Here is a 22,398-nt window from a genome sequence, read left to right as displayed (position 1 = left end):
CGGACTGCCTGGCGCCTGCGGAGTGAGGATCCCAGCGTTCGAAGCGGTGAGTCTTCAGCTCGCTCGTTGATACCTGCCCGCGACTGTACCAGAGAAAATGTTCGATTCTCAAAAAATGAAATACCAACGGCTGGACAGAGCCGTGTGGAGCGCTTCCAGGCCCGGCCGCCGCCCGCCTGGTTGGAGCGGGGGCGGACCGGCACCTGGGAGCGGCCGTCAGGGCAGTCAGGCGGCCGAGCTGTTCGTCTCGTTCGCGGCCTTGCCCCCCAGCTCCGCGAGAATCCGCTCCCCCTCCAGCTCATCGATGGGGAGGAAGCGCTCGAGGTCCGGACGGTAGACGTGCACCCGCGCGTGGGCGATGTCGAACCACCAGCCGTGCAGCCGCAGCGTGCCGGCCTCCAGGCGCTCACGCACCAGGGGGTAGCTGCGCAGGTGCTCGAGCTGCTGCAGCACGTTGTACTGGCTGAGCCGGTCCGCCGGGGGCAGCCCCTCGCCCACCTTGCCGCCACGCTCCATCGCGGCCAGGGCCGGGCGGCCGATGTCCAGCCAGCTGCTGAGGTTGGGCGTCTTCTGGTCGTTGTACCCCGCCAGCACCGCCTTCATGGCGCCGCAGCCGGAGTGCCCGCACACCACCACGTCCTCCACCGGCAGGTTCAGCAGGGAGAACTCCAGGGCCGCCGCCTCGGAGCGGTCGCTCAGGGACAGGCCCGCGGAGTCCGAGGGCGCCACCATGTTGCCCACGTTGCGCATGACGAAGAGGTCACCCGGGTGCGTGGACACGAAGAGGTTGGGCACGACCCGGCTGTCGGAGCAGGCGATGAAGAGGCAGTCGGGAGACTGTCCGTGAGCCAGCCGCGCGAAAGTGGAGCGGTAGGCGGGGAGACCATGACGCTGGAAATCGAGCAGACCCTGAATGAGCTTCTTCATCACGCACCTTCCGAGGAGAGACGAGCAGTGGAGGAAACAGCGGCAACGGACTTCGGCTGCGCAATGGCACCCTTGCGCGTCCACACGTCTTCGAGCGGCTCCATCCATACCTTGCCGCCCGTCTTGCGGTGGTTCTGGCACCAGCTCTCGAGAGCCTCGTAGCCAGAGTGGTCCAACGTATCCACCGCGAGGTCCAGCTCCACCTGGGCGCCCGAGGGCACCTGGGCGAGCGCGGTAGCCAGCTTGGGAACGCCCACGAAGGTGAGGGCGCCGCCCACGCGAACCTGGTGCACCTCACCGGCCCGCTGCACATCCACCTGCACCCGGCCCAGCCGCCACAGCAGCCGCGCCACCGCCAGCGCCAGGCCCATGCCGATGCCCGCCAGCAGGTTGATGCCCACCACGCCGGCCACCGTCACCACGTACACGGACAGCTCGCCGCGGCGGCGCAGCTCCTGGATGTGGTGCGTGTTCACCAGCTTCATGCCCACGTGGACGAGCAGACCCGCCAGCACGGTGAGGGGCACCAGTCCCAACCACGCGCCCAGCAGGGAGAGGAAGAGCAGCATCCACACGCCGTGCAGGACGGCGGACAGGCGCGACTTGGCGCCCGCGGCGATGTTGGCCGCGCTGCGCACGATGACGCCGGTGATGGGCAGGCCGCCGGCCAGACCCGACACGGTGTTGGCCAGACCCTGCGCGAACAGCTCCTTGTCCAGGTTGGCGCGCGGGCCGGTATGCAGCTTGTCGGTGGCCACCGCGCTCAGCAGCGACTCGGCGCTGGCCACCAGGGCCAGCGACAGCACCGCCGTCACGAAGGCACCCCAGTTGCCCTGGGGCAGCGAGGGAAGCTGGATGCTCTCGAAGAGGCTGCCGTTGAGCTGCACCCGCGCCACGTCCGCGCCCCACACCGCCGCGACCGCCGAGGCACCCACCACCGCCACCAGGGGCCCGGGCACCTTCTTGAGGCGGCTGTTGGGCATCACCTGCCACACGATCAGCAGGGCGATGGTCAGCAGGCCGAGGATCGTCGCGGGGCCGTGCAGGTCGGCGATCTGCTGCGGCAGCTCACGCAGGTTCGCCCACGCGTTGGACTGCGGCTTGCCACCCAACACGATGTGCAGCTGGCCCAGCACGATGAGGATGCCGATGCCCGCGAGCATGCCGTGGATGACGGCCGGGGAGATGCCCAGCGCGGTGCGCGCCACCTTCAGTCCACCCAGCGCCATCTGAATCAGGCCCGCGGCGGCCACCGCGGCACAGGTGGCCGCGAAGCCCAACTCCTGGATGAAGCCGAACACCATCACCGCCAGGCCCGCCGCCGGGCCGCTCACCAGCAGCGGCGCCCCACCGAACAGCCCGACCACCAGGCCCCCCACGATTCCGGCGATGAGACCGGACATGATGGGAGCACCCGAGGCCAGGGCGATGCCCATGCACAAGGGCAGGGCCACCAGGAAGACCACCAGGGAGGCGGGCACATCACTCGCCAGCACCGCCCTGAGTGAGCCGGCTGAACCGGCGCTCTGCTCTTTGGACTCCATGACTCTTTCAGCCTCCACACTGCGAAAGGCGTCGTGCCTCCTTCGGGGGAGGCGCGCGCGGTTCCGCCCTCTCTTCGCAAGGGGCGTGCCGGGCGTATGCAGTGGGGCTTCCCTCTGGAGCGCTTCAAGGGAGGGCGACGGGGACTTCAAAAATCTTGAAGTGCGACCCGCGGCACTTAAACTTCCTTGAATTCCTGATTTACAAGGAAGTACACGACCTGGCGAGGACCCTCATGGATGCGCGGGTCCCCGGCGATCAGACGGGCGCCTACTCCTCTCCCAGCCGCCGGAGGAAGGTGGGATAGGAGATGCCGAGGGCCTTGGCGGCGTCCATCCGGCGCCCTTCGAGGAGCCCGAGCACGTGCCGCACGTACATCCGCTCCACGGCTTCCAGGGGGAGCGGGGGGCCGGGCACCACGAAGGCATTGGGGTCCCCCAGGGTGGCCGGGCCCTGGGAGCCCGGCGCGAGCGCCTCCAGCTCCAGGGCGGGGCCGCTCTCGAGCACCAGGGCACGCTCGAGCAGGTTGCGCAGCTCGCGCACGTTGCCGGGGAAGGGGTAGCGCGCGAGCCGCTCGCGTGCGGCGGCGGAGAAGCCCACCGGGCGGCGGCCCAGCTCCGCGCACAGCTCGGCCACGAGGGACTCGGCCAGCGGGAGCACGTCCTCGCGCCGCGCCCGCAGCGGAGGCACCTCCACCTTGAAGACACTCAGGCGGAAGTAGAGATCCTCTCGGAAGCGGCCGGCGGCCACCTCCTCGGTGAGGTTGCGGTTGGTGGCGGCCACCACGCGCGCGCTGCTGGACAGCTCGGTGGTGCCTCCCAGCCGCCGGAAGGCCCCCTTGTCCAGGAAGGTGAGCAGCTTGGCCTGTAGGGGCAGCGGCAGCTCTCCCACCTCGTCGAGGAAGAGCAGACCTCCGTTGGCCACCTCCACCAGGCCGCGCCGGGCGGTGCGGGCGTCGGTGAAGGCGCCCCGCTCGTGGCCGAACAGCTCGCTCTCCACCATGGTGTCCGGCAGGGCGGCGCAGTTGACGTGGACGAAGGGCCCCTGCTCCTCGCGCAGCAGGTGCAGGTGACGGGCGAGCACCTCCTTGCCCACGCCCGTCTCCCCCAGCAGGAGGACGGGGCTGCGGGGCGAGGTGGCGATGCGCTCGAGCATCTGCAGCGTGCGTTGCATGGCGGGCGAGTGCGGCACCAGCAGCCGCCGCCGGCCCTCCAGCGCGCTCTCCGCCCGGCGCAACCGCTCCTGGAGCCGCACGTCCTCGGCGGCGCGGCGCGCGCGCAGCACCAGGTCGTCCAGCTCCACCGGCTTGGACAGGTAGTCGCGCGCGCCCGCCTTGATGGCCTCCACCGCGCTGGCGATGTCCCCGTGCGCCGTCACCATCAACACCACGGTGCCGGGCACCTGGGTGCGCAGCTCGGGCAGGAAGGAGAGCCCGTCGCCATCCGGCAACCGGCGGTCGAGGATGACCAGGTCGGGGGCCTCCCGGGCCAGGGCCCCGCGCGTCTCGTGCAGCGAGCGGGCCGTCCGCACCTGGAACCCCTCCTGGGAGAGGACGGCGGAGGCGAGGGAGGCGAAGGTGCGATCGTCATCCACCAACAGCAGGGAGGTACTCATGCGGAGCTCTCCAGGGGAAGGCGGAGGCAGAACCGGCTGCCCTCGGGCAGGCGGGCATAGGTGAGACTACCGCCGTGGGCCTCCACGGCGGCACGGGCCATGGGCAGACCCAGGCCCACGCCCTTGGCCCGGGCGGTGGCGAAGGGCTCCCACAGGCGCGGCTCCAGGTCCGGGTCCACTCCGCCCGCGTTGTCTTCCACCGTCAGCACGGCCTCGCCCGCCTCGCGCGCGAGGGACACCCGCACCCAGGGCGAGGGACGCAGGCCCGTGTCGCGCGCCACCGCGCCCGCCTCCACCGCGTTGCGCAGCAGGTTGTCGATGGCGGACACCAGCAACGCCGGGTCGGCCTGCACCATGAGGCCCTCCGCCAGCGCCACCGCCACGGGCACGTCCTCGGCCTCCGGCAGCAGGCGCACCGACTGAAGGGCCTCCTCCACCAGCAGGCGCAGCTCGCAGGTGCGGCGATGGGCGGGCCGCGGCGCGCCGAAGGACAACAGCGAGCGGGCCAGATGTCCCAGCCGTTGCACCTGGGCTCGCAGGGCGGGCAGCGCCACCTCTCCGGCGGAGGCGGCGGGCCTCAAGAGGGAGAGCGCGGCCTGGATGCCGTTGAGGGCGTTCTTCACCTCATGGGCGATGAGCTGGCTGGCGGAGCCCAGCGCGGCCATCGTCTCCTGGTGCCGCAGCCGCTCCTCGGCGGCGATCAGCGAGTGGTACGAGCGCCGCAGCAGGAAGGTGAAGATGAGGAGGGTGCTGCCCAGCAGGGCGACGTGGAAGAGGAGCTGCCCGAGGAAGCGGCGCCGCAGGCGGGCGATGTCCCGCTCCTCGTTCTCCAGCACGGCCAGCACCATGCCGCTGATGCCCTCTGGCATGGGAACCAGGGCCGCCGCGCCCAGCATGCGCGAGCCCCCCAGCACGAGCGGGCCGGGAGCCGTGGCCAGGGCGCGCACGAGCGAGGCGCGCTCCCGGGTCCACATGAAGCGAGGAAGGGGCGCGGGCAGCAACAGCTGGTCGTTCTCGTCCATCAACAGCACCATGTCCGCGCCGCCCGACTGGACGCCTGGAAGCGGTCGGGCCCCCGCCCTCAGCTCGCCCACCAGCAGGCCCCTCACCTGCCCCCCTCGCATGATGGGCACCGCCACCACCAGCGGCCCATCGTTCCCCTCCAGCAGGCTGATGTCCGAGACCCCATCGGTCATCACCCGACGGAACCAGGGGCGGGTGTTCAGGGAGGATTCTCCCAGCGACATCTGGGGCGGATCGCTCCACACGCGGTCCCCCGAGGGAGTGAGCAGGGCCACCCCCTCGGAGAAGAGAGGCGAGTGGTGGAGGGCCCTGTCCAGCACCGCCTTCTCCAGGATGGAGGGGCCATGCTCGGGAGAGAGCTGTGGGTGCTCGGCCAGGCGGCGCAGCTCCGCCTCCAGCAGCCCCAGGTGCACGCCCAGGGCGTCGGCCTGCACATGGGCCTGGTTGGAGAGGTGCCCGAGCATCTCCTCGCGGGCGTTGCTCAGGTCCTCGTGGTAGGCGAGCAGGGGACTGGCCAGCGCCACCAGACCGAGCAACGCCAGGCCCAGCATGGCGGAGCGACCGGCACGCTGCTGCGCGCGCGCGAGTTCCCCGAGGGCGGAGGCCAGGGAGGAGACCGGCAGGGCGGGCGGACGCGACATGAGGCGCATCATGCGTCAACCGCCCGGGCGGGCACCTTCTTTCCGCAGGCCTCCCCTGTTCACCTCCGGAAGTAGCGGCCGGAGTCCTCCCGCAGCCGGCCCTCCTGCTCCAGCTTCAGCAGGACCGCCAGTGCGCTGCGCTCGGCCACCGGGTGCAGGAACGGCGGCGTCTCCGCGTACGCGCGCTCCACGACGTCCGCGAGCGTCGCGCCCTCCGCCGTCACCGCCTCCACGATGCGCGCCTCACGCGCCGCCCGGTGGTCCAGGTACTCCTGAAGCTTCCCCGGCCCATCCGGAATCGCCGACCCGTGCGAGGGGTGCAGCGTCGTCACCGGCCAGTCCCGCAGCCGGGCGAGCTGCCTCAGGTACTCGCCCATGTCGCCCTCGGGAGGATCGATGACGATGGTGCCCACGCTGGCCACCATGTCGCCCACCACCGCCGCGTGCGTGCGCTCGTCCACGAGGCACAGGTGGCCTCGCGCGTGCCCCGGCGTGTGCAGCACCCGCCAGCGCTGCGGCGGAGTCCCCGCCAGCTCCAGCACCTCGCCCTCCTCCAACAGCCGCTCCGTTGGCACGTCCAGCCGGTCCGCCGTGCGCGCGTGGCACCACAGCGGCACGCCCAGGCGCTCCTTCACCACGCGTACGCCACCAATGTGGTCCCCGTGGTGGTGCGTCAGCAGCACGGCCTGGACCCGGCACCCGTCCGCCACCAGCCCCTCCACCATCGCCAGCAGCCGCGCCACCTCCGCCTCGTCGTCCGCCCCGGGGTCGACGATGAGCAGCTCGCCATTGCCCAGCACGTACGCGTTGGTGTGCGTGGCCGGCGGCAGCGTGGCCGTCCGCAGCGGGAACACCCGCACGCCCTGGTGGAACTCGATGCGCTGCGCGATGAAGTCCGGGCAGTGGGGCTGCTCACGCAGACGCGCCAGGGCCCGCTCCGGCGAGTCGAAGTCCGCCATCACCCGCAACACGTGCAGGGCGGGCGGGTGCAGCAGCGCCGTCCCCTGCTCCCAGCGCGCGAGCGCCTCGGACGGCTTCACCCACGCCGCCTCCGACAGCTCTCCGGGCAGCCACTCCGCCCGGGCATGCGCCGGTGCCTCCACCAGGTAGAAGAAGGTGTCGAAGCGGACGGGCGCGAACTCCGGCGTCACCCACCGCCCCGCGTCCGGGAAGTCCTCCGCCCGCAGCGTGAGGCCGTGCCGCTCTAGCAGCTCCGGCCACGTGGCCCGCTTCTCCAACAACGCGCGGCGCAGCTCCCGCACCTCGTCCGGCGCCAGACGCTCGGCGCCTTCGGCCACCAGCACCCCGGTCTCCTCGAGGAGCTCGCGCGCCGCCGCCACCCGGAGCGCCGCCTCCTGCCCCGAGGCCCCGCGCACCGGCACCTCCGCGTCCGCCTTGTCCACCTTGCCGCCGGGGAAGGCGTAGAAGCCACCAGCGAAGGCGAGCGCCTTCTCGCGCTTCACCCAGAAGACCTCCACGCCTCCGGGCCCCCCGCGGTACAGCACCACCACCGACGCGGGCCTCGTCGCCGCGACGGGAGGCGGTGGAGGCATTCCGGGAAACGCTTCACTCATGATTGCACCGTCTGGCCCAGCAACCGGGCCATCATGTTGCGCGCGTCCTCGATCTGATCCGGCCGCACGTACAGGCGCGACAGCCGCACCGCCCCGCTGTAGCGCTGGTAGAGCGGCGTGTAGCGCGCCACCTCCGTCAGCCGGCCGGTGGACCTGTCGACGATGAAGAGGCTCGGACCCGAGCCCTCCGAGAAGTACTTGGACAACACCCCGCGCGACTCCACCGTGAAGTGCTCGAAGCCCCCTGTCACGAGCGCGCTGCGCAGCACGTCCAGGTCGTAGCCGACATCCCGCTCGGTGAACTGCGCCAGCAGCTTGAAGCCCTGGCGCGTGGAGATGCGTTGGGCCCACCGGTTCTTCGAGCGCCGCAGCGTGTACCAGAGCGCCACGTCGTCGCAGCCGAGGAAGGCCTCGGGGTCGGAGGGAATCTCGAACTCGCCGGGCGCCTCCTCGTAGTAGCGCCGCAGCATGTAGTCGAAGTTCACCGAGGTGTGGTGGTAGTAGACCGAGATGAACATGTGGTAGCGGCTGAGGAGGAAGTCCTCGAAGGCGAAGGCCGCCGCCCGGCTCAGCGACAGGTAGGCGCGCCCGTCCTTCATCGCCGGGTTGAGATTGGAGATGATCCAATCCATGTCGTACCGGCCATAGTTGACTCCCGTATAGAAGGAGTCGCGCACCAGGTAGTCCATGCGGTCCGCGTCGAGCTCGCCGGAGACGATGGCGCGCAGCAGCGGCGTCCAGTCCACCCCGGCGTGGGAGAAGCCCGGGTCCTGCGGAGGCCGCGCGCCGGTGATGAGCCCCACCGCGGCCATGGGGGTGATGCCCTGGGGCCCGTAGTGCTGCTCGATGATGGGGGTGAGCGAGCTGTCGAGCAGGAGCTTGGCGGTGAAGTCCTCGTGCGTGGCCTGCTCGCCCTCCGCCACGGTGTCCAGCCAGGAGGGCAGCCGCAACGAGGCGCGAGGGGGCGCGATACGCTCGGAGGCGTGGGACAGGGGCATGTGCCCCAGGTCATGACAGAGGACGGCCAGACGCACCGCGGCGGCGAAGCGGTTCCTCACGTCCGGGGGAAGCTCGGAGCGGGCCGTCACGGCGTGGAATACCCGGGAGGCCACACTCATGGCGCCGAGCGAGTGGGCGTGCCGGGTATGGGTGGCTCCCGGGAATGCCAGGTCACCGAACCCCAACTGTCTGACATGACGCAGTCGTTGGTAGTACCGGCTGTCGATGACGGCCTTCTCCTCGTCACTCACATCGATGGTGCCGTGGATGGGGTCGCGAATCCGCATGGTTCTCCTCTCATACTTCCGGGAACTGCTCGGCGGCCAGCCAATCGGCCCATCTGTGAACTGTCATCCCCCTGGGGGACGTGCTAACCCTGCCAGTACCCAGCGCCACGCATGCATATCGCCATCCTGTACAACCGAGACCATGAGCTGTTGGAGGACGACCCGGGTCGGGAGGCGCGAGAAGACGTAACGCGCGTGGCCACCGCCCTGTCCGAGGCGCTCACCCGGGGCGACACCCACGCCGAGCCGCTCGCCGTCGAGGGCTCCCGGCTGGACTTCGTGGACCTGCTCGCCCGGATGCAGCCCGACCTGGTCATCAACCTCTGCGAGTCCGTGGCCGCGGACAGCCGGGGCGAGATGGTCATCCCCTGTCTGCTGGACATGCTCGGTCTGCCCTACACCGGCTCCCCGGCCCTGTCGCTGGGCCTGGCGCTGCACAAGGACAAGGCCAAGGAGCTGCTCAAGGTGCGCGGGGTGTCCACCCCGGGCTTCGCGCGCGTGGACCGGCTCGAGGACGTGGGCCTGGTGGACCTGCCCTTCCCCCTCATCGTCAAGCCCGCGCGCGAGGACGCCAGCATGGGCATCTCCGGCGACTCGGTGGTGCATGACCGGGCCGCCCTGGGCCGCGCGGTGGAGGCGGTGCTGCGCACCTTCCAACAGCCCGCCCTCGTGGAGCAGTTCATCCCCGGGCGCGAAATCTACGTACCGCTGCTGGGCAACAACCCGCGCCGGGCGCTGCCGCTCACGGAGATCCGCTTCGGCAAGCACTTCGAGGACCGGCCCAACATCGTCACCTACGCGGCGAAGTGGGAGTCCAACTCGCCGGAGTACAAGGACAGCCCCTCGGCACCGTGCCAGCTGGAGGACCCCGTGCTGGAGGCCCGCCTGGTGAAGACGGCGGTGGAGGCCTTCGCCGCCCTCGAGTGCCAGGACTACGGGCGGGTGGACCTCCGGGTGTCACCGGAGGGCGTGCCGTACGTCATCGACATCAACCCCAACTGCGACCTCCACCCGGACGCGGGATTCGCCAAGGCCGCGCGCGCGGCCGGCATCGACTACCCCGCCCTGGCCACGAGGCTGGTGGAGATCGCCCTGGAGAGAGCCCATGGACATCCGACCACTCGAAGGAAAGGACCGGGAGCAGCTCGCTTCCTTGATCCAGCGAATCGAAACGTTCTCGCCGGAAGAAGTAACGGTCGCAATCGAGCTCGTCGATCTCGCGCTTCAGCCGAATAACCCCGACTACAAGATCCTCGTCGCGGACCGGGACGGGAAGCTGGTGGGGTACGTGTGCTACGGCCCCACGCCGATGACCGAGGGGACGTACGACCTGTACTGGATCGCCTCGGACCCGACGGTGCGCGGCCAGGGCGTGGGCGCCTCGCTCATCTCCGGCATGGAGGGAGACCTGCGCCGCCAGCAGGCCCGGCTCATCCGCGTGGAGACGAGCGCCACCGAGGCCTACGGACCCACCCGCGGCTTCTACGCCTCGATGAAGTACAACGAGGAGGCGCGCATCCGCGACTTCTACAAGGTCGGCGACGACCTGATCATGCTCACCAAGCGACTCTAGAAAGAGGCTCCAGGCCCCGCGCCGGAGCGCCCTGAGCGATGCGACTGTCCAGAAGACCCGCCCTCCTCCCGCTGAGCGCCGCGCTGCTGAGCCTGGCGCTCGTGCAGTGCAAGCAGCAGCACCCCGCGCCCGAGGCCCCCAGGCCCCAGGCGCAACAGCAGGCCCCGCAGGCCCCGGCCACCGTCTCCGACGTGCTCAAGGCGCGCCGGCCCCAGGGCGGCGAGTACATGGGGCTGTACCTGGTGGACAAGAAGGTGGGCTACGTCTTCAGCGACCTGGCCCCCATCCCGGGCCGTGCGGACCGGGTGCGCAGCATCCAGGAGCTGCACTTCAAGGCCAACGTGGGCACGCGGGTGTCCGAGCGCGTCCACCGGGAGGAGCGCATCTACGAGGCCGGGCCCCGGGGTCGGCTGGTGGCCTTCACCATCGAGCAGCGCGGAGACGGCGGCACGCAGACGCTGGTGGGGACCGCCTCGCCCTCGGGGGTGAGCGTGGTGCGCAAGCGGCCGGGACTGGCGGACGAGACGGTGAACCTGCCGCCCACCACGGAGGTGGTGGAGGACGCCGACCAGGTGCGCGTGGCCATCCTGCGCCAGGCGAACGTGGACGGCAGCATGATGGATGGGACGGACCTCGGCACGTACAAGCTGAGCACCACGGTGCACCCCACCGAGGAGCGGCTCGTGAGCGGGGTGAAGGTGAAGGTGGGCAAGGCCGTCAGCGTCTCGGAGAAGGAGAAGGTGCCCGTCACGGCGTACGTGGCCGAGGACGGACGGACGCTGGAGCTGGACTACGGGCAGACGATGAAGGCCCGTGCCGAGCCGGAGGAGGTGGCGAAGCGGCTGGACACGGTGGAGGTGTTCGGCCTCACGCGCGTGGTGCTGCCCAGGGCGCTGCCGCCCGAGGCGCACAACATCCCCGGCCAGGTGACGCTGGTGATGAAGGACCTGCCGGAGAAGTTCCAGCGGGACACCTACCGGCAGAAGTACCAGGCGCGGCCGGACGGGAGCGTGCAGGTGACACTGTCCGCGCGCGCGCCCGAGCCGAAGAACCTCAAGCCGCGGCCACTCGCGGACCCCGAGGGGGGCAAGAACCTCGAGACCTCCATCATCGTCGAGAGCGACAACCCGCGGATCCGCGAGCAGGCCGAGCAGCTCGTGGGGGGCGAGAAGGACGCCTACACGGCGGCGAAGAAGATCGTCACCTGGGTGGCGGCCACGCTGCAGAAGGACTACGGGGCGAGCGCGGACCGGGCCACGGACGTGCTGCGCCAGCGCAAGGGTGACTGCACGGAGCACTCGCTGCTGACGGTGTCGCTGCTGCGCGCCTCCGGCATCCCCGCACGGCGCGTGGATGGCGTCATCTACATGGTGAACCAGGACGGCGTGCCCGCGCTCTACTGGCACGAGTGGGTGGAGGCCTTCGTGGGCGAGTGGACCCAGATGGATCCCACCTTCAACCAGGTGGTGGCGGATGCCACCCACTTCGGCGTGGGCCTGGAGGGAAACGCGGAAATCACGCCCCTCATCGGCCAGCTCAAGGTCGTCGAGGTCAAGTAGGACCCCGCCAGGGGAGCCCCCCTTGGCAATGTGTCCGGAAGTCGACTAAGCAACCCCCGCCTTTGCGGCATCAGTAACGGGGGTTCCATGAACAAGTTGACTCAGAAGTTCCTGGTGGTCTCGCTGCTCGCCCTCGCGGGCTGTGATCGGGAGACCAACCATGGCCGGCTCGTCGGTTTCGTGGTGGATGGGCAGAGCGGGCAGCGGCTGAACTTCTTCAAGGCCGATGGCGACAAGCAGAACGTCGACGACGACAAGGACAGCCAGAGCCAGGTGTACGCGGTCATCGACGGCGAGTTCCGGCGCGCGAAGCCGTGCGGCAGCGGCGATCTGACCGAGAAGAACGCCATCGAGGCGGACGGGTGCTTCCAGATCGAGAACATCCCCGAGGGGATGACCATCCCGATCTTCGCGCAGGCGCCGAACTACGAGCGGTTCGTCGGTGAGTACACGTACGAGGAGCTCGATTCGGACATCGAGCACTCGCAGCGGGTGGCCAACATCCGGCTGTTCCCCAAGGGCTTCTCGGTGGATTACCGGTTCAACGTGAGCTACGGCAACCAGCCGGTCGCGAAGACCCAGGTCCTCTGCCAGTACATCGCGGTGACGAACAACTCGCTGCAGGTGTCGGGCGAGTTCCTCACGCCGAAGAACACCAGCACCACCACCCTCAGCGCCACCACGGGTGACGATGGCGTGGCGGTCATCCCGGGCGCGCAGCTGGTCAACGGCGCTACCTACCACTGCGAGGCGGTGCTGAGCCAGCCGCTGGATGGACGGACGCTGGCGGGCCAGGCCGACATCGTGGCGGGCGTGAGCCAGGGCGAGCAGATGATCGCCCTGTCGGCCAGCGGCACGACGGACCCCACGCTCTACGCGGTGCGCTCCAACATCGATGACCCGAACGTGCTGGTGGGCGCCAACGGCAAGCTCATCATCACCTTCAACCGGCCAGTGGAGGTCGTCCCGGGCACGGCCAACTGCCAGACGGCCACCGCGTCCGCCCCGGACACGGACAACGACAAGACCCCCGCCGGCACGCTCGTCACGGACGACGCCACCAACGCGGTGTCTGAGCAGGTGACCGTGGATGTCTCGGGCGACGGGCTCACGGTGTCGATCGGCTTCAGGACGGCGACCACCTTCGACGCGGATGACCGCGGCACCACCGTCAGCCTCAATGGCATCGTGTTGCGCCCGCGCGCCACCGCCGATGCCCGCCAGGCGCGCTACATCGGCGCCCTGGGTGCCTGCCCGGCGGCCACGGCCTATGGCGTCGAGAACACGCTGACGCTGAAGAACCAGCGCCTCAGCACGCCGGGCACCACCGCCACCCAGCCCAACGTCCTCAAGCTCTTCTAGGACCCGGGCACCAGGGCCAGCTTCCTCGCGAGCACGCCCGCCTCCGTGATGGGCGGCTCGCAGGCGAAGTGGCGGCACAGGTAGGCGGCGCCGCGGCCGCCTACCGGCCCTCGGCCCTCGAAGGTCTCCCGCATCGACGGGGGCACGAGTGCCTCCGGCTCCTTCCAGGCCAGCGCCACCGTGGGCGCGTAGGTGACCCGCGTCGCGGAGAGCAGGGAGGCCACCGTCTCCCGGGCTCCAGCCAGGGTGAGGCTCGGCGCCCCTTCGATCAGCGCATCCGCGGCCAGGCCCAGGTGCCCGTAGCCCATGGGGTTCTGCCGCAGCTGGTCCCTCATCCGCGACACGTAGCGCTCCGGCAGGTCCAGGTACTGCTTGTTGCCCGTGAGCGCCGCCAGCGCCACCTGCGCCTCCGTCAGCGTGGAGGCCCCCGAGGGGAAGGCGTTGTCGAACGTCGCGTAGGTCGCCACCACCAGGTCCTGCTGTGACTTCGGCGCCGTCAGGTACGCCCCCTTCTCCCCATCCCAGAAGAGCGCTTCCGCCGCCTTCACCAGTGCCTCCGCCGCCTCCAGGTATCTCGGCTCGAAGGTGGCCTGGTACAGCGCCGTGAGCCCCGAGGCCAGGTCACCGTAGTCCTCGAGGAAGCCCGGGATGCGCGCTTGTCCCTCCTGGTACGAGCGCAGCAACCGCTGTCCATCCCACAGCTCCGACAGCAGGAAGTCCGCCGATCGCCGCGCCAGCTCCACCCAGTCCGCCCGGTCGAAGACGCGCCCCGCGAAGGCCAGGCCCCGGATCATCAGCCCGTTCCACCCCGCGAGGATCTTGTCGTCCCTGCCCGGCTTCACCCGCTGCTCCCGGGCCTCGAAGAGCCGCCGCCGGGCCTCGCCCAGCCGGCGCTCCGCCTCCTCCACGGAGAGCTGGAGCTCCTTGGCCAGCGTCTCCACCGGCACCACCGCCTCCAGCACCGTCGCGCCGTGCTCGAAGTTGCCCGCGGGGGTGATGCGGAAGTGGCGCAGCGCGAGCTCCGCCAGCTCCGGCGCCAGCACCTCGCGCACCTCCGCGGGCTTCCAGACGAAGAACTTCCCCTCCTCGCCCTCGCTGTCCGCGTCCTGCGTGGCGTAGAAGCCACCGCGCGCGTCCGTCATCTCGCGCCGCACGTACTCCGCTGTCTCCTCCACCACCTTGCGCCACAGCGGCCGGGGCTCCACCTGGAACGCCTCGGTGTACAGGTGCAGCAGCTGCGCGTTGTCGTACAGCATCTTCTCGAAGTGCGGCACCGTCCACCGCTCGTCCACCGAGTACCGGTGGAAGCCTCCCCCGAGCTGGTCATGGATGCCGCCCAGCGCCATCCGCTCCAGCGTCAGCAGCGCCGCCTTCTTCAGCGCTTCGTTCCCGCTGTCGCGCCGCCAGGCCCGCAGCAGCAACGCCACGTTCATCGGGTTGGGGAACTTGGGCGCTCCGCCAAAGCCCCCGTTCACCCCGTCCACCCGCTTCAGCAGGGACCCGCCCATCGCCACGAGGTCCTCGGGCGCCAGCGCCGCCGGCACCGCGTCCAGGCCGTAGCCCGCCAGCTCACCCAGCCCCTCGCGGAACTCCTCCGACTGACGCAGCACCTCCTCCCGCTTCGTCACCCAGGCCTCGTGCAGCGCCTGCAATACCTTGGGGAAGCCCGGCCGCCCGTACCTGTCATCCGGCGGGAAGTACGTGCCCCCGTAGAAGGGCAGCAGGTCCGGCGTGAGGAACACCGTCAGCGGCCACCCGCCCCCCTGCCCCATCAGCTGCACCACGCCCTGGTAGATCTGATCCACGTCCGGCCGCTCCTCGCGGTCCACCTTCACGTTGATGAACCACTCGTTCATCAACCGGGCGATGTCCGGATTCTCGAAGGACTCGTGCGCCATCACATGGCACCAGTGGCAGGCGGAGTAGCCCACGGAGAGGAGCAGCGGCTTGTTCTCCGCCCGGGCCCGCGCGAAGGCCTCCTCCCCCCAGGGGTACCAGTCCACCGGATTCGAGGCGTGCTGGCGCAGGTACGGCGAGGGCTCTCGCGCGAGGCGGTTGTTCGCACCGGACGGCGGAATCTGGGCCATGGGACGCTCCTGAGGCAGGGGGCCCAACGAGATAAGAGGCACCCGCCGCGCGGGCAAGCTCCTCTGGAGGTCCGTGTTCCAAAAGGGACTGGGCAAACGCTCCCGGTTGCGCTTTGTCCAGGGTCGTGGCCGAGCCCCTCCCCACCCGAGCCCCCTCCCCCCTGACGCTCAGCTTCGTGCTGCTGGCGGTGAGCCTCGGGGTGCGGCTCGTGCTCGCGCTCGGCACGGACACCTACTTCGACGAGGCCTACTACTGGCAATGGGCCCGGAACCTCGCCGGGGGCTACTACGACCACCCGCCCCTGGTGGCCTGGCTCATCGCGGTGCTCGGGGTGCGGCTCACGGCGCTGCTGTGCGGGGCGGGCACCGTGGCGGCCGTGTGGGGCTTCGCCCGGGACGTGTACGGCCAGCGCGCGGCGGCCTGGCGCGCGGCGGCCCTGTGGAGCGTCGTGCCCGCGGGCATCCTCGCCGGCGTGTGGGCCACCCCGGACACGCCCCTGCTGCTCTGCTGGGTGCTGGCGCTCTGGGCCCTGTACCGCGAGCGGTGGGTGCTCGCGGGGCTGGCCTGTGGACTGGCGCTGCTGTCCAAGTACCCGGGGGTGCTGCTCGCCGCGGCCTTCGTCGTCGCCTGCGTGCGCGCGCGCCGCCTGCCGGCCGGAGCGTGGCTCACCGCGCTCCTCGGCGTGCTCCTCTTCCTGCCCGTGGTGCTGTGGAACGCCCGGCACGACTGGGTGGGCTTCGCCTTCCAGCTCAAGCACGGCCTCGAAGGCACGGGCGGGTGGCCCACCTTCGGCGAGTTCCTCGCGGGCCAGCTCGCGCTCGGGGGCGCGGTGCTGTTCCCGCTCACGGCGGTGTACGTCCTGCGTGGACCCAGGGAGCAATTCCTCCTCCGGGCGGCGGCGGCCGTGCCACTCCTCCTGTTCGGCTACGCGGCGATCCGCACCCGGGGCGAGGCCAACTGGCCCGCGGCGGCCTACCTCTCCGCGTGCGTGGGAATCGCCGGCATGCGCCCCGGGTGGTTCCGCGCCGCGGCGCTGGCCAACGTGGCCGTGGTGCTCGCGGTGACCTCGCACATCCTCTTCCCCGTGCTGAGCTTCGAGCGGGACGTCATCCTGATGCGCACCCACGGCTGGGCGGAGCTGACCGGGCTCGGCGAGCCCTCGCGGCTCTTCCCCGGGCTCACGCGCGACGAGGTGGCGGTGGCGTACGCGCCCAGCTACCAGCTCGCCTCCGAGGTGGCCTACTACTCCGGGCTCACCACGGACACCGCGGGCCAGGCCCGCCGCAGCCAGTACGACCTCTGGCCGGAGCCCGAGGTGGCCCCGGGACGTGATGCGCTCTGGGTCTCCAATGGAGAGACACCTCCCGAGGAGCTGACCGCGCGCTTCTCCTCGGTGGAGGGCCCGGTGGAGCTGCCCGCCGACTTCCGCGGGCGGCGCATGCACACCTACTCCATCTGGTGGTTGCGCGACGCGAAGCCCTGAGAGGCGAGGGCCGGGGTTGCCGGCCCCCCTCTCTCACCTGTTCACATTGACGTTGTAGAGGTTCCCGCCGCCGATCCGGACGTCATTGCGCGCGGTCGTGCCCTGGGTCGCGCTCGTGGCGTACACCACGTAGCCCGCTGAACCATCCAGGTCCACGGTGTTGTCGTGGAAGCCGTTGTTCACGCCCGTCGCGTAACCCGTGCCGTGCGTGCGGACCTGGAAGGCATCCACGACCGAGGCATTCCCGTTCCGGAAGCCCTGGTTGTACCGGACGACGGTGTTGACCCCCTTCACGTCCACGAAGCTGTCGGCGCTGTTGGCTCCGGAGATACCCGTACCGTTGAAGGTGCAGTGCTCCACGACGGTGCCGTCCGCGCCTTCCTTGATGTCGATGTGCTCCGCCGTGATGCCTCCATCGAAGTTCGTGTATCGGATGACGTTGCCGATGACGACGTGCTCATACGCCGAGCTGGCATCGGAGCCGACATAGGCGCCTTCGCCGTAGCCCGCCTGATACCTGCCGGTGTCGTGGATCCTCGAATGCTCCAGGGTGTTGTAGGAGCTGCCGTCGCGGAAGTGCACGCCCTCATCGCCGATGAGGTGGACCTCGAGGTTGCTCAGCACGTTGCGGTTGCCGTTGTCGATCATCACCCCCTTCTGCGCGTTGGTGATGATGAGGTCGCGGATCTGCCAGAAGTCTCCGGTCAGATGGATGCCGTAGGAGCCATCGTTGACCGCGGTACCGCGAAGGGTGGCGGGATTCGCCGGATCGCAGCTCTTCAGGACGATCGGGCTGGAGGACGTGCCGCTCTGGCCCGAGTAGAACAATCCCTGACCGCCGGGATCGCCGCTGGTGCCACGGTTCCCGGTATAGGTCCCCGGAGCGATGAGGATGATGGCGCCCGGAGCCGCGCTCTTCATCGCGTTCTGGATGGCGGTGGTCGTCGTCAGCGCATTCGCGCAGGAGGTCGAGCCACCGCTCGAGGTGGTCGCGCTGACCGTGTTGCTGCCAGCGGAGACATTGCCCGCGGCGTCCCGGGCCTTCACGGAGTAGCTGTAGGTCGTCGAGGCCGCCAGTCCCGTATCGCTCGTCGAGGTGCCACTGACGTTCTTGAGGAACGCGCCGTTGCGATAGAGGTCATAGCCCGTCACCCCCACGTTGTCCGTCGAGGCGCTCCAGCTCAAGTCGAGCTGGCTGCTGGACACCACGGAGGCCTTGAGATTCGTGGGCACCGAGGGAGCCTGGGTGTCACCACCTCCGCCACCGTCGGCGGTGATCTCCAACCGCGGAGGGTTCGAGGCATTCTCGCTGCTGTTCAGCGTGGTGTACTTCCCCACGGTCTCCTGCAGCACGAACGAGACGGTGCCGTCTCCGCCCGCCTGGGCGCTCACGTAGGACGTCACGTCGATCTCGTAATACATCGCGGTGGTGTTGATCGGCACACTCCCCACCAGGCTGCCCACGGCCGGCTTGTTGGCCCAGGTGAGGGTCGACTCCGTCCAGGTGTCCGTCGTCTGGGAGGCCGTCAGCGTCGTGGTCGACGACGCACTGCCGTACACCCTCAATCTGGCGCTCGTCACGCCGGAGACGCCGCTCAGATTGAACTTCAGATAGGCATGACGGCTCACGCCCACGTCGTTCTTGACGTACAGCGACGTGCTCGAGCCGTAGTTGGACGAGGCATTGCTCTCATGGGCGTAGGAGTCCTCCGACGGATTCAGGGTCGTGAGCGACTGCCGCGCCGCTCCCGGGGGTTCCTCCGGCCCGCCCGCCTCCACCCCGCATGCGATGAGCGTGGCGGCCATTGCCGCGACTGTCAGCTGCCGGCCTCTCCCCCATGGCATTGCCTCACATCGACGATTGCCCACGGTCGTGCTCCCTTTCGTTGATGAGGATGTGCCTCCTTGTAATTCGCGTTTACTGCGTTTTCCAGCTTTCCTGGGTCGACCCGCGAGCCGTGCGAGCCATGGCAGGGGGATTGCTAGGTAGCAGGTAGCGGGAGTCACACGGTTGGAGGTCGGGGCGTGGACGGGCGAGGGCAGGACGAGGTGGAGGCGCGGGTCGTGGGGGCGGTCATGCTGTTCGCACAGGACACGGTGGTGGCCGCGCTCCGAGTGATGCAGCAGTACGGGGTGCGTCAACTGCCCGTGGTGGATGAGGTGCGCGGCGAGCTGCTGGGCGAGATCACCGACGAGCAGCTGCGGCGGATGTGGACCGTCGCTCCGCTGGCCAGCATGGCGGAAATCCTTTCAGTCCTTCAGGAAGGTTCCCCAGCGGACAGTCGTGTCCAGGTGGTGGAGCTCGCGCCGCTCATGGCCTTCCCTGGCACGCCCAACCGCTGGCTGCACTGAGGCTCGCGCATCGCATGAGGACCCCCACTGCTCCCGCCTCATCCCGAGCCCGGACACGCTGGCGCCGCGCGCTCTCGTGGGGGCTCGGGGCGTTCCTCCTGCTGCATGCTGTCGTCAACGTGCTGCTGGCCACCGGACTGCTGGCCCGGGTGCTCAACCCGTTGCTCGATCGCATGCAGGTGGGCTGGAGCCACGGCTGGAGCGTGGTTCCCGGAACCGTCCACGTCCGTGAGCTGACGCTGCGGCGGCAGGAGCCGGGGGGCGGTCACTGGGGGCTCGACATCGACAGGGCGGAGGTCAACCTGTCCCTCCTGGCTCTATTCAGGCAGCGATTCGAGACCGAGTCGCTCGACGTCCAGGGCCTGCGCGTTCGAATCCACCCCGGCGAACCCCACGCGGGGGACATGGCGCTGAAGGGCCGTCCCTGGGGGCTGAGGCTGCACGGGGTGACCGTCCACGACGTTCATGCCCTGGAGGTGGATGCGGTCCGGCTCACCGGCATCACGGAAGTCACCGGCGGGATGGAGCTGGAGCCGGAACAGCGCATCTCCATTCGTGACGTGAGGCTGAAGCTCGGACGGGGCGAGCTCACCGTCCAGGCAGAGGCGGTGGCGCACGTGGAGGAAGGCACGGGCGGATTCACCCTCGAGGCGCATCGCCAGGGCGCCCGGGGGCAGTTGGATCTCCTCTCCGGCCTGACGGATGGGCGGCTCCAGCTCTCCGCCACCCTTCCCTCGTTCGGCGCGATGCGGCGGCTGATGCCCCGGCTCGCCGAAGCCGGGCTGGAAGGTGGCGCGGGACGGGTGGAGGTGGATGTCCGCATCAAGGATGGACAGCTCGCACCGGGCACCCGGCTGAAGGGCTCTGGAGAGAGCATCACCTTCCCCGCCGGCACCCTGCGCCTGCGAGCTCCCTGGCGGCTGGAGGGAGGCGTGCGCGAGTCCGGAGACGCGCCAGACCGGTTCGGGCTCCGCCTCACCCTGGCACCCGTGCGGTTGGAGGGAAGAAAGGGACGGCTCCTGGAGATGTCCGAGGCGCGGATCGTGCTGATGTCGAAGACGACGCGCCTGGGCCAGGAACCACCGGACATGCGGATGGAGCTGGATGGCACCCGCCTGGTGCTGCGTGACGTCTCCGTCCGGACCGGGAAGGAGCAAGAACTCGATTGGAATGGCACCCTCGCCTTCCCGGAGGCCACCCTCTCCCTGGCGTCTCCTCGCATCAAGGGACGCTTCAGCGGCAGCTTCTCCAACGCCGCCCCTTTCATCGCCCTGCTCACCGACCAGGGCAGCCTGCCCCAGGTGTTGTCCCCCCTGCTCACCGCCAGGGATTTGAAGGTCTCCGGCAACGTGGCACTGGGAGAGAAGGGCGCGAAGGTGACGAAGCTGCGGGCCCGGGGCGAAGGCCTCGAGCTGCATGGGCAGGCGGACAGCGCCCAGGGCTCCACCCGGGCCGTGTTGCTGGTGAAGGTGGGAACGGTGCCCCTGGGTGTGGAGGTGACACCCGAGGGCTCTCATCTGCAGGTACTGGAACCCCAGCGCTGGTACGAGCAACGCACGGGCGAACCCGTGGAGTGAGACGCTCAGGCCGCCCGCGCCTCCCAGCTCGCCCTCCCGCGCGCCAGTGCCGCCCGGATGCCCTCCAGCTCGGCGGTCAGCTCCGCTGGCGGAGGGAAACGGTCATCCCGCTCGAGCAGCGTCGGCACGGGCCCCACGCGCGCCACGAGCGCTTCCAACAAGGCCAGGGGCCCCTCGGGCACCGCGTGCGCGTGGGTGTCGTGGTACAGGCCACCGCGCTTCACACCCCCGGCCACGTGCACGTACGCCAGCCGCCCGCGAGGCACCGCCGCCAGCACCGCCGCCGCATCCGTCCCGAGGTTGAGGGCATTGGCGTGCAGGTTGGCCACGTCCAGCAGCAGCCGCGCCCCCGTGCGCTCCAGCACGCCCACCAGCCATTGCGCCTCGGACAGGGCCGGCTCCGGCCAATCGAAGAGGCTCGCCACGTTCTCCAGCGCCAGGGGCACCGGCAGCGCCGCCTCGGCCTGGCGCACGTTCTCCGCCAGCACCTCCAGCATCCGCTCGTTGCGCGGCAGCGGCAGCAGGTGGCCCGACTCCCGGCCTCCCGCGCGTACGAAGCACAGGTGCTCGCTCACGCACACCGCGCCCACCCGCTCGGCCATCCGCGCCAGCCAGTCCAACCTCCGCTGCTCCGGAGGCTCCGCGCTCCCCAGCCCCAGGGACACCGCATGCAGCACCACCGGCACGCCCCGCTCCCGCAGGCGGACCAGCGGCACCGGGAGCGGTCCCGTGGGGCTCAGGTGCTCGGCCAGCACCTCCACGAAGCCCAGCCCTTCCGCTTCGTCGATGTAGTGCGCGAGCTGTCTGCGCCAGCCCAGCCCCACGCCCGTCGGCCACTTCAATCCCCACCACCTCCACCACAACCGCCACAACCCCCACCGCCGCCGCTGTCACCACCCCCACCACAACTGCTGCCGCTGTCTCCAGAAGAGTCGCTGCCACCACTGTCGGCGAAGTCACTGCTGCCGCCGGTGATGTCCGTGCCGTCGTCGCCGCCCCCTCCACCGCCGGCCGGAGGCATCAGGTAGCTGTGCAGGCCCCCCATCCCCGCCGTCATCAGCATTCCCGTGCCGAAGAGGGCCACCCCCATGGCGACGTTCGAGGCACTCAGCGTCTGCCACGCGCTCTCGGTGGCCGACGTCATGCTCAGCGCCGAGTTCTGCAACCGGAGCAGCTTCAACGCACTGTCTCCGCGCCGGGTGCGGCGGGGGACCGACCACAGGGTCATGAATCCGAGCACCGCTCCGAACGCGAGCAGCAGCACGAGGAAGGCCACCGGCCGGTCCCGGACGATCCCGACGAACATCTTCAGCAGGCCCAGGCCCAGGCCCGCGCCGAAGAAGAGGGCCATGGGGTAGCGCCTGTACTGGACGGCCTGCTCGTGCTCCATCAGGAAGCCACGGCGGGAGAGGGATTCTTCCATCGAGTCGAGCTGTTCATCCACGGCCTCCTCGATGTCTCCCACGCTCTCCACCTTCCCCGACACCGCGGCGTGGACGGCGCGCTCGAAGGGTGATGCGCTCGCCGGTGGCGGGCCCTCCACCTTCAGCTCGCCCTCCTCGAAGCGCAACGCCCCCGCGTGCACGAGCGCGGCCAGCGCCGCGTTGACGGCCGCCCTGCGATGATCCAGCACCGCCACCAGATAGGGGTCGAGCCTCAGCTCGGTGCTGCCCGGCTCCGACGAGGGCTGGTTCAACGAGCGCTGCCACAGCTTCGCGGCGATCCACATGCCCACGAGGTAGGGCACGTAGGCCAGCAGGAACTGCGTCCCACTCCAGTCCAACGGATTCAAGGCAT

General features: G+C 70.0%; 17 protein-coding genes. 7 read left to right on the top strand and 10 right to left on the bottom strand.

The window, feature by feature from the left end; all coding sequences use genetic code 11:
• Positions 1-225 precede the first annotated feature (225 nt).
• From NR810_RS05770 to NR810_RS05745, 6 genes are all read right to left on the bottom strand, one after another.
• Complete coding sequence (locus NR810_RS05770; protein WP_257448753.1) at positions 226-927, bottom strand: carbonic anhydrase; 702 nt, start codon at positions 925-927, stop codon at positions 226-228.
• Complete coding sequence (locus tag NR810_RS05765) at positions 927-2,471, bottom strand: SulP family inorganic anion transporter (protein ID WP_257448752.1); 1,545 nt, start codon at positions 2,469-2,471, stop codon at positions 927-929. Before NR810_RS05765 ends, NR810_RS05770 begins: the two co-directional genes overlap by 1 nt.
• Positions 2,472-2,739: 268 nt before the next feature.
• The gene (locus NR810_RS05760) at positions 2,740-4,083 is read right to left on the bottom strand and encodes a sigma-54-dependent transcriptional regulator (protein ID WP_257448749.1); all 1,344 of its coding nucleotides are present in this window, start codon (positions 4,081-4,083) and stop codon (positions 2,740-2,742) included.
• Positions 4,080-5,747, bottom strand: coding sequence for a sensor histidine kinase (locus NR810_RS05755; protein ID WP_257448747.1), 1,668 nt, complete (start codon positions 5,745-5,747; stop codon positions 4,080-4,082). Before NR810_RS05755 ends, NR810_RS05760 begins: the two co-directional genes overlap by 4 nt.
• 59 nt (positions 5,748-5,806) lie before the next feature.
• Entirely contained in the window at positions 5,807-7,321 is a 1,515-nt protein-coding gene (locus NR810_RS05750) for an MBL fold metallo-hydrolase (protein WP_257448746.1), read from the bottom strand.
• Positions 7,318-8,607, bottom strand: coding sequence for an HD domain-containing protein (locus NR810_RS05745; RefSeq protein WP_257448744.1), 1,290 nt, complete (start codon positions 8,605-8,607; stop codon positions 7,318-7,320). Before NR810_RS05745 ends, NR810_RS05750 begins: the two co-directional genes overlap by 4 nt.
• Before the next feature lie 111 nt (positions 8,608-8,718).
• Here NR810_RS05745 and NR810_RS05740 point away from each other — a divergent pair, with 111 nt between their 5' ends.
• From NR810_RS05740 to NR810_RS05725, 4 genes are all read left to right on the top strand, one after another.
• Entirely contained in the window at positions 8,719-9,843 is a 1,125-nt protein-coding gene (locus NR810_RS05740; RefSeq protein ID WP_257448742.1) for a D-alanine--D-alanine ligase family protein, read from the top strand.
• Positions 9,761-10,180: a GNAT family N-acetyltransferase gene (locus NR810_RS05735; RefSeq protein WP_257448741.1), complete on the top strand. Its 420-nt coding sequence runs from the start codon at positions 9,761-9,763 to the stop codon at positions 10,178-10,180. The genes NR810_RS05740 and NR810_RS05735 overlap by 83 nt, the downstream gene beginning before the upstream one ends.
• Positions 10,181-10,218: 38 nt before the next feature.
• Positions 10,219-11,739 (top strand): transglutaminase-like domain-containing protein, encoded by a 1,521-nt coding sequence (locus tag NR810_RS05730; protein ID WP_257448739.1) that lies wholly within the window; start codon positions 10,219-10,221, stop codon positions 11,737-11,739.
• 87 nt (positions 11,740-11,826) lie between these two features.
• Positions 11,827-13,101, top strand: coding sequence for a hypothetical protein (locus NR810_RS05725; protein ID WP_257448737.1), 1,275 nt, complete (start codon positions 11,827-11,829; stop codon positions 13,099-13,101).
• On the opposite strand, the gene NR810_RS52025 is transcribed toward NR810_RS05725, so the two are convergent.
• Entirely contained in the window at positions 13,098-15,188 is a 2,091-nt protein-coding gene (locus NR810_RS52025) for a thioredoxin domain-containing protein (RefSeq protein WP_306817893.1), read from the bottom strand. The two genes, NR810_RS05725 and NR810_RS52025, sit on opposite strands and share 4 nt — an antisense overlap.
• Positions 15,189-15,313: 125 nt before the next feature.
• On the opposite strand from NR810_RS52025, the gene NR810_RS05715 reads away from it, so the two are divergent.
• The gene (locus NR810_RS05715; protein ID WP_257448727.1) at positions 15,314-16,672 is read left to right on the top strand and encodes an ArnT family glycosyltransferase; all 1,359 of its coding nucleotides are present in this window, start codon (positions 15,314-15,316) and stop codon (positions 16,670-16,672) included.
• A gap of 33 nt (positions 16,673-16,705) precedes the next feature.
• On the opposite strand, the gene NR810_RS05710 is transcribed toward NR810_RS05715, so the two are convergent.
• Positions 16,706-18,478 carry a CBM96 family carbohydrate-binding protein gene (locus NR810_RS05710; RefSeq protein ID WP_257448725.1) on the bottom strand — a complete coding sequence of 591 codons (1,773 nt, stop codon included), beginning with the start codon at positions 18,476-18,478 and terminating at the stop codon, positions 16,706-16,708.
• A 219-nt stretch (positions 18,479-18,697) separates the two neighbouring features.
• Between NR810_RS05710 and NR810_RS05705 the strand changes: the two genes are divergently transcribed.
• Both NR810_RS05705 and NR810_RS05700 read left to right on the top strand, forming a co-directional pair.
• On the top strand, positions 18,698-19,024 hold the full coding sequence (locus NR810_RS05705) for a CBS domain-containing protein (RefSeq protein WP_257448724.1): 327 nt from the start codon (positions 18,698-18,700) through the stop codon (positions 19,022-19,024).
• 14 nt (positions 19,025-19,038) lie between these two features.
• Positions 19,039-20,601 carry an AsmA family protein gene (locus tag NR810_RS05700; protein WP_257448721.1) on the top strand — a complete coding sequence of 521 codons (1,563 nt, stop codon included), beginning with the start codon at positions 19,039-19,041 and terminating at the stop codon, positions 20,599-20,601.
• Positions 20,602-20,606: 5 nt separating this feature from the next.
• Here NR810_RS05700 and NR810_RS05695 read toward each other — a convergent pair whose 3' ends face one another.
• Positions 20,607-21,443: a DUF692 domain-containing protein gene (locus NR810_RS05695; protein WP_257448719.1), complete on the bottom strand. Its 837-nt coding sequence runs from the start codon at positions 21,441-21,443 to the stop codon at positions 20,607-20,609.
• The gene (locus NR810_RS05690; RefSeq protein ID WP_306817892.1) at positions 21,440-22,393 is read right to left on the bottom strand and encodes a TIGR04222 domain-containing membrane protein; all 954 of its coding nucleotides are present in this window, start codon (positions 22,391-22,393) and stop codon (positions 21,440-21,442) included. Before NR810_RS05690 ends, NR810_RS05695 begins: the two co-directional genes overlap by 4 nt.
• Between the last annotated feature and the right edge of the window lie 5 nt (positions 22,394-22,398).

This window comes from Archangium lipolyticum (assembly GCF_024623785.1).
Lineage (GTDB): Bacteria > Myxococcota > Myxococcia > Myxococcales > Myxococcaceae > Archangium > Archangium lipolyticum.
The sequence above is the reverse complement of the archived record's forward strand: the minus strand, read 5'-3'. Positions and strand labels throughout refer to the sequence as shown.

What these genes read in the sequence shown, in the direction of transcription:
- NR810_RS05770 (WP_257448753.1), bottom strand. Translation starts at nt 927, where the DNA reads ATGAAGAAGCTCATTCAGGGTCTGCTCGATTTCCAGCGTCATGGTCTC.
- NR810_RS05765 (WP_257448752.1), bottom strand. Translation starts at nt 2,471, where the DNA reads ATGGAGTCCAAAGAGCAGAGCGCCGGTTCAGCCGGCTCACTCAGGGCG.
- NR810_RS05760 (WP_257448749.1), bottom strand. Translation starts at nt 4,083, where the DNA reads ATGAGTACCTCCCTGCTGTTGGTGGATGACGATCGCACCTTCGCCTCC.
- NR810_RS05755 (WP_257448747.1), bottom strand. Translation starts at nt 5,747, where the DNA reads ATGTCGCGTCCGCCCGCCCTGCCGGTCTCCTCCCTGGCCTCCGCCCTC.
- NR810_RS05750 (WP_257448746.1), bottom strand. Translation starts at nt 7,321, where the DNA reads ATGAGTGAAGCGTTTCCCGGAATGCCTCCACCGCCTCCCGTCGCGGCG.
- NR810_RS05745 (WP_257448744.1), bottom strand. Translation starts at nt 8,607, where the DNA reads ATGCGGATTCGCGACCCCATCCACGGCACCATCGATGTGAGTGACGAG.
- NR810_RS05740 (WP_257448742.1), top strand. Translation starts at nt 8,719, where the DNA reads ATGCATATCGCCATCCTGTACAACCGAGACCATGAGCTGTTGGAGGAC.
- NR810_RS05730 (WP_257448739.1), top strand. Translation starts at nt 10,219, where the DNA reads ATGCGACTGTCCAGAAGACCCGCCCTCCTCCCGCTGAGCGCCGCGCTG.
- NR810_RS05725 (WP_257448737.1), top strand. Translation starts at nt 11,827, where the DNA reads ATGAACAAGTTGACTCAGAAGTTCCTGGTGGTCTCGCTGCTCGCCCTC.
- NR810_RS52025 (WP_306817893.1), bottom strand. Translation starts at nt 15,188, where the DNA reads ATGGCCCAGATTCCGCCGTCCGGTGCGAACAACCGCCTCGCGCGAGAG.
- NR810_RS05710 (WP_257448725.1), bottom strand. Translation starts at nt 18,478, where the DNA reads ATGGCCGCCACGCTCATCGCATGCGGGGTGGAGGCGGGCGGGCCGGAG.
- NR810_RS05700 (WP_257448721.1), top strand. Translation starts at nt 19,039, where the DNA reads ATGAGGACCCCCACTGCTCCCGCCTCATCCCGAGCCCGGACACGCTGG.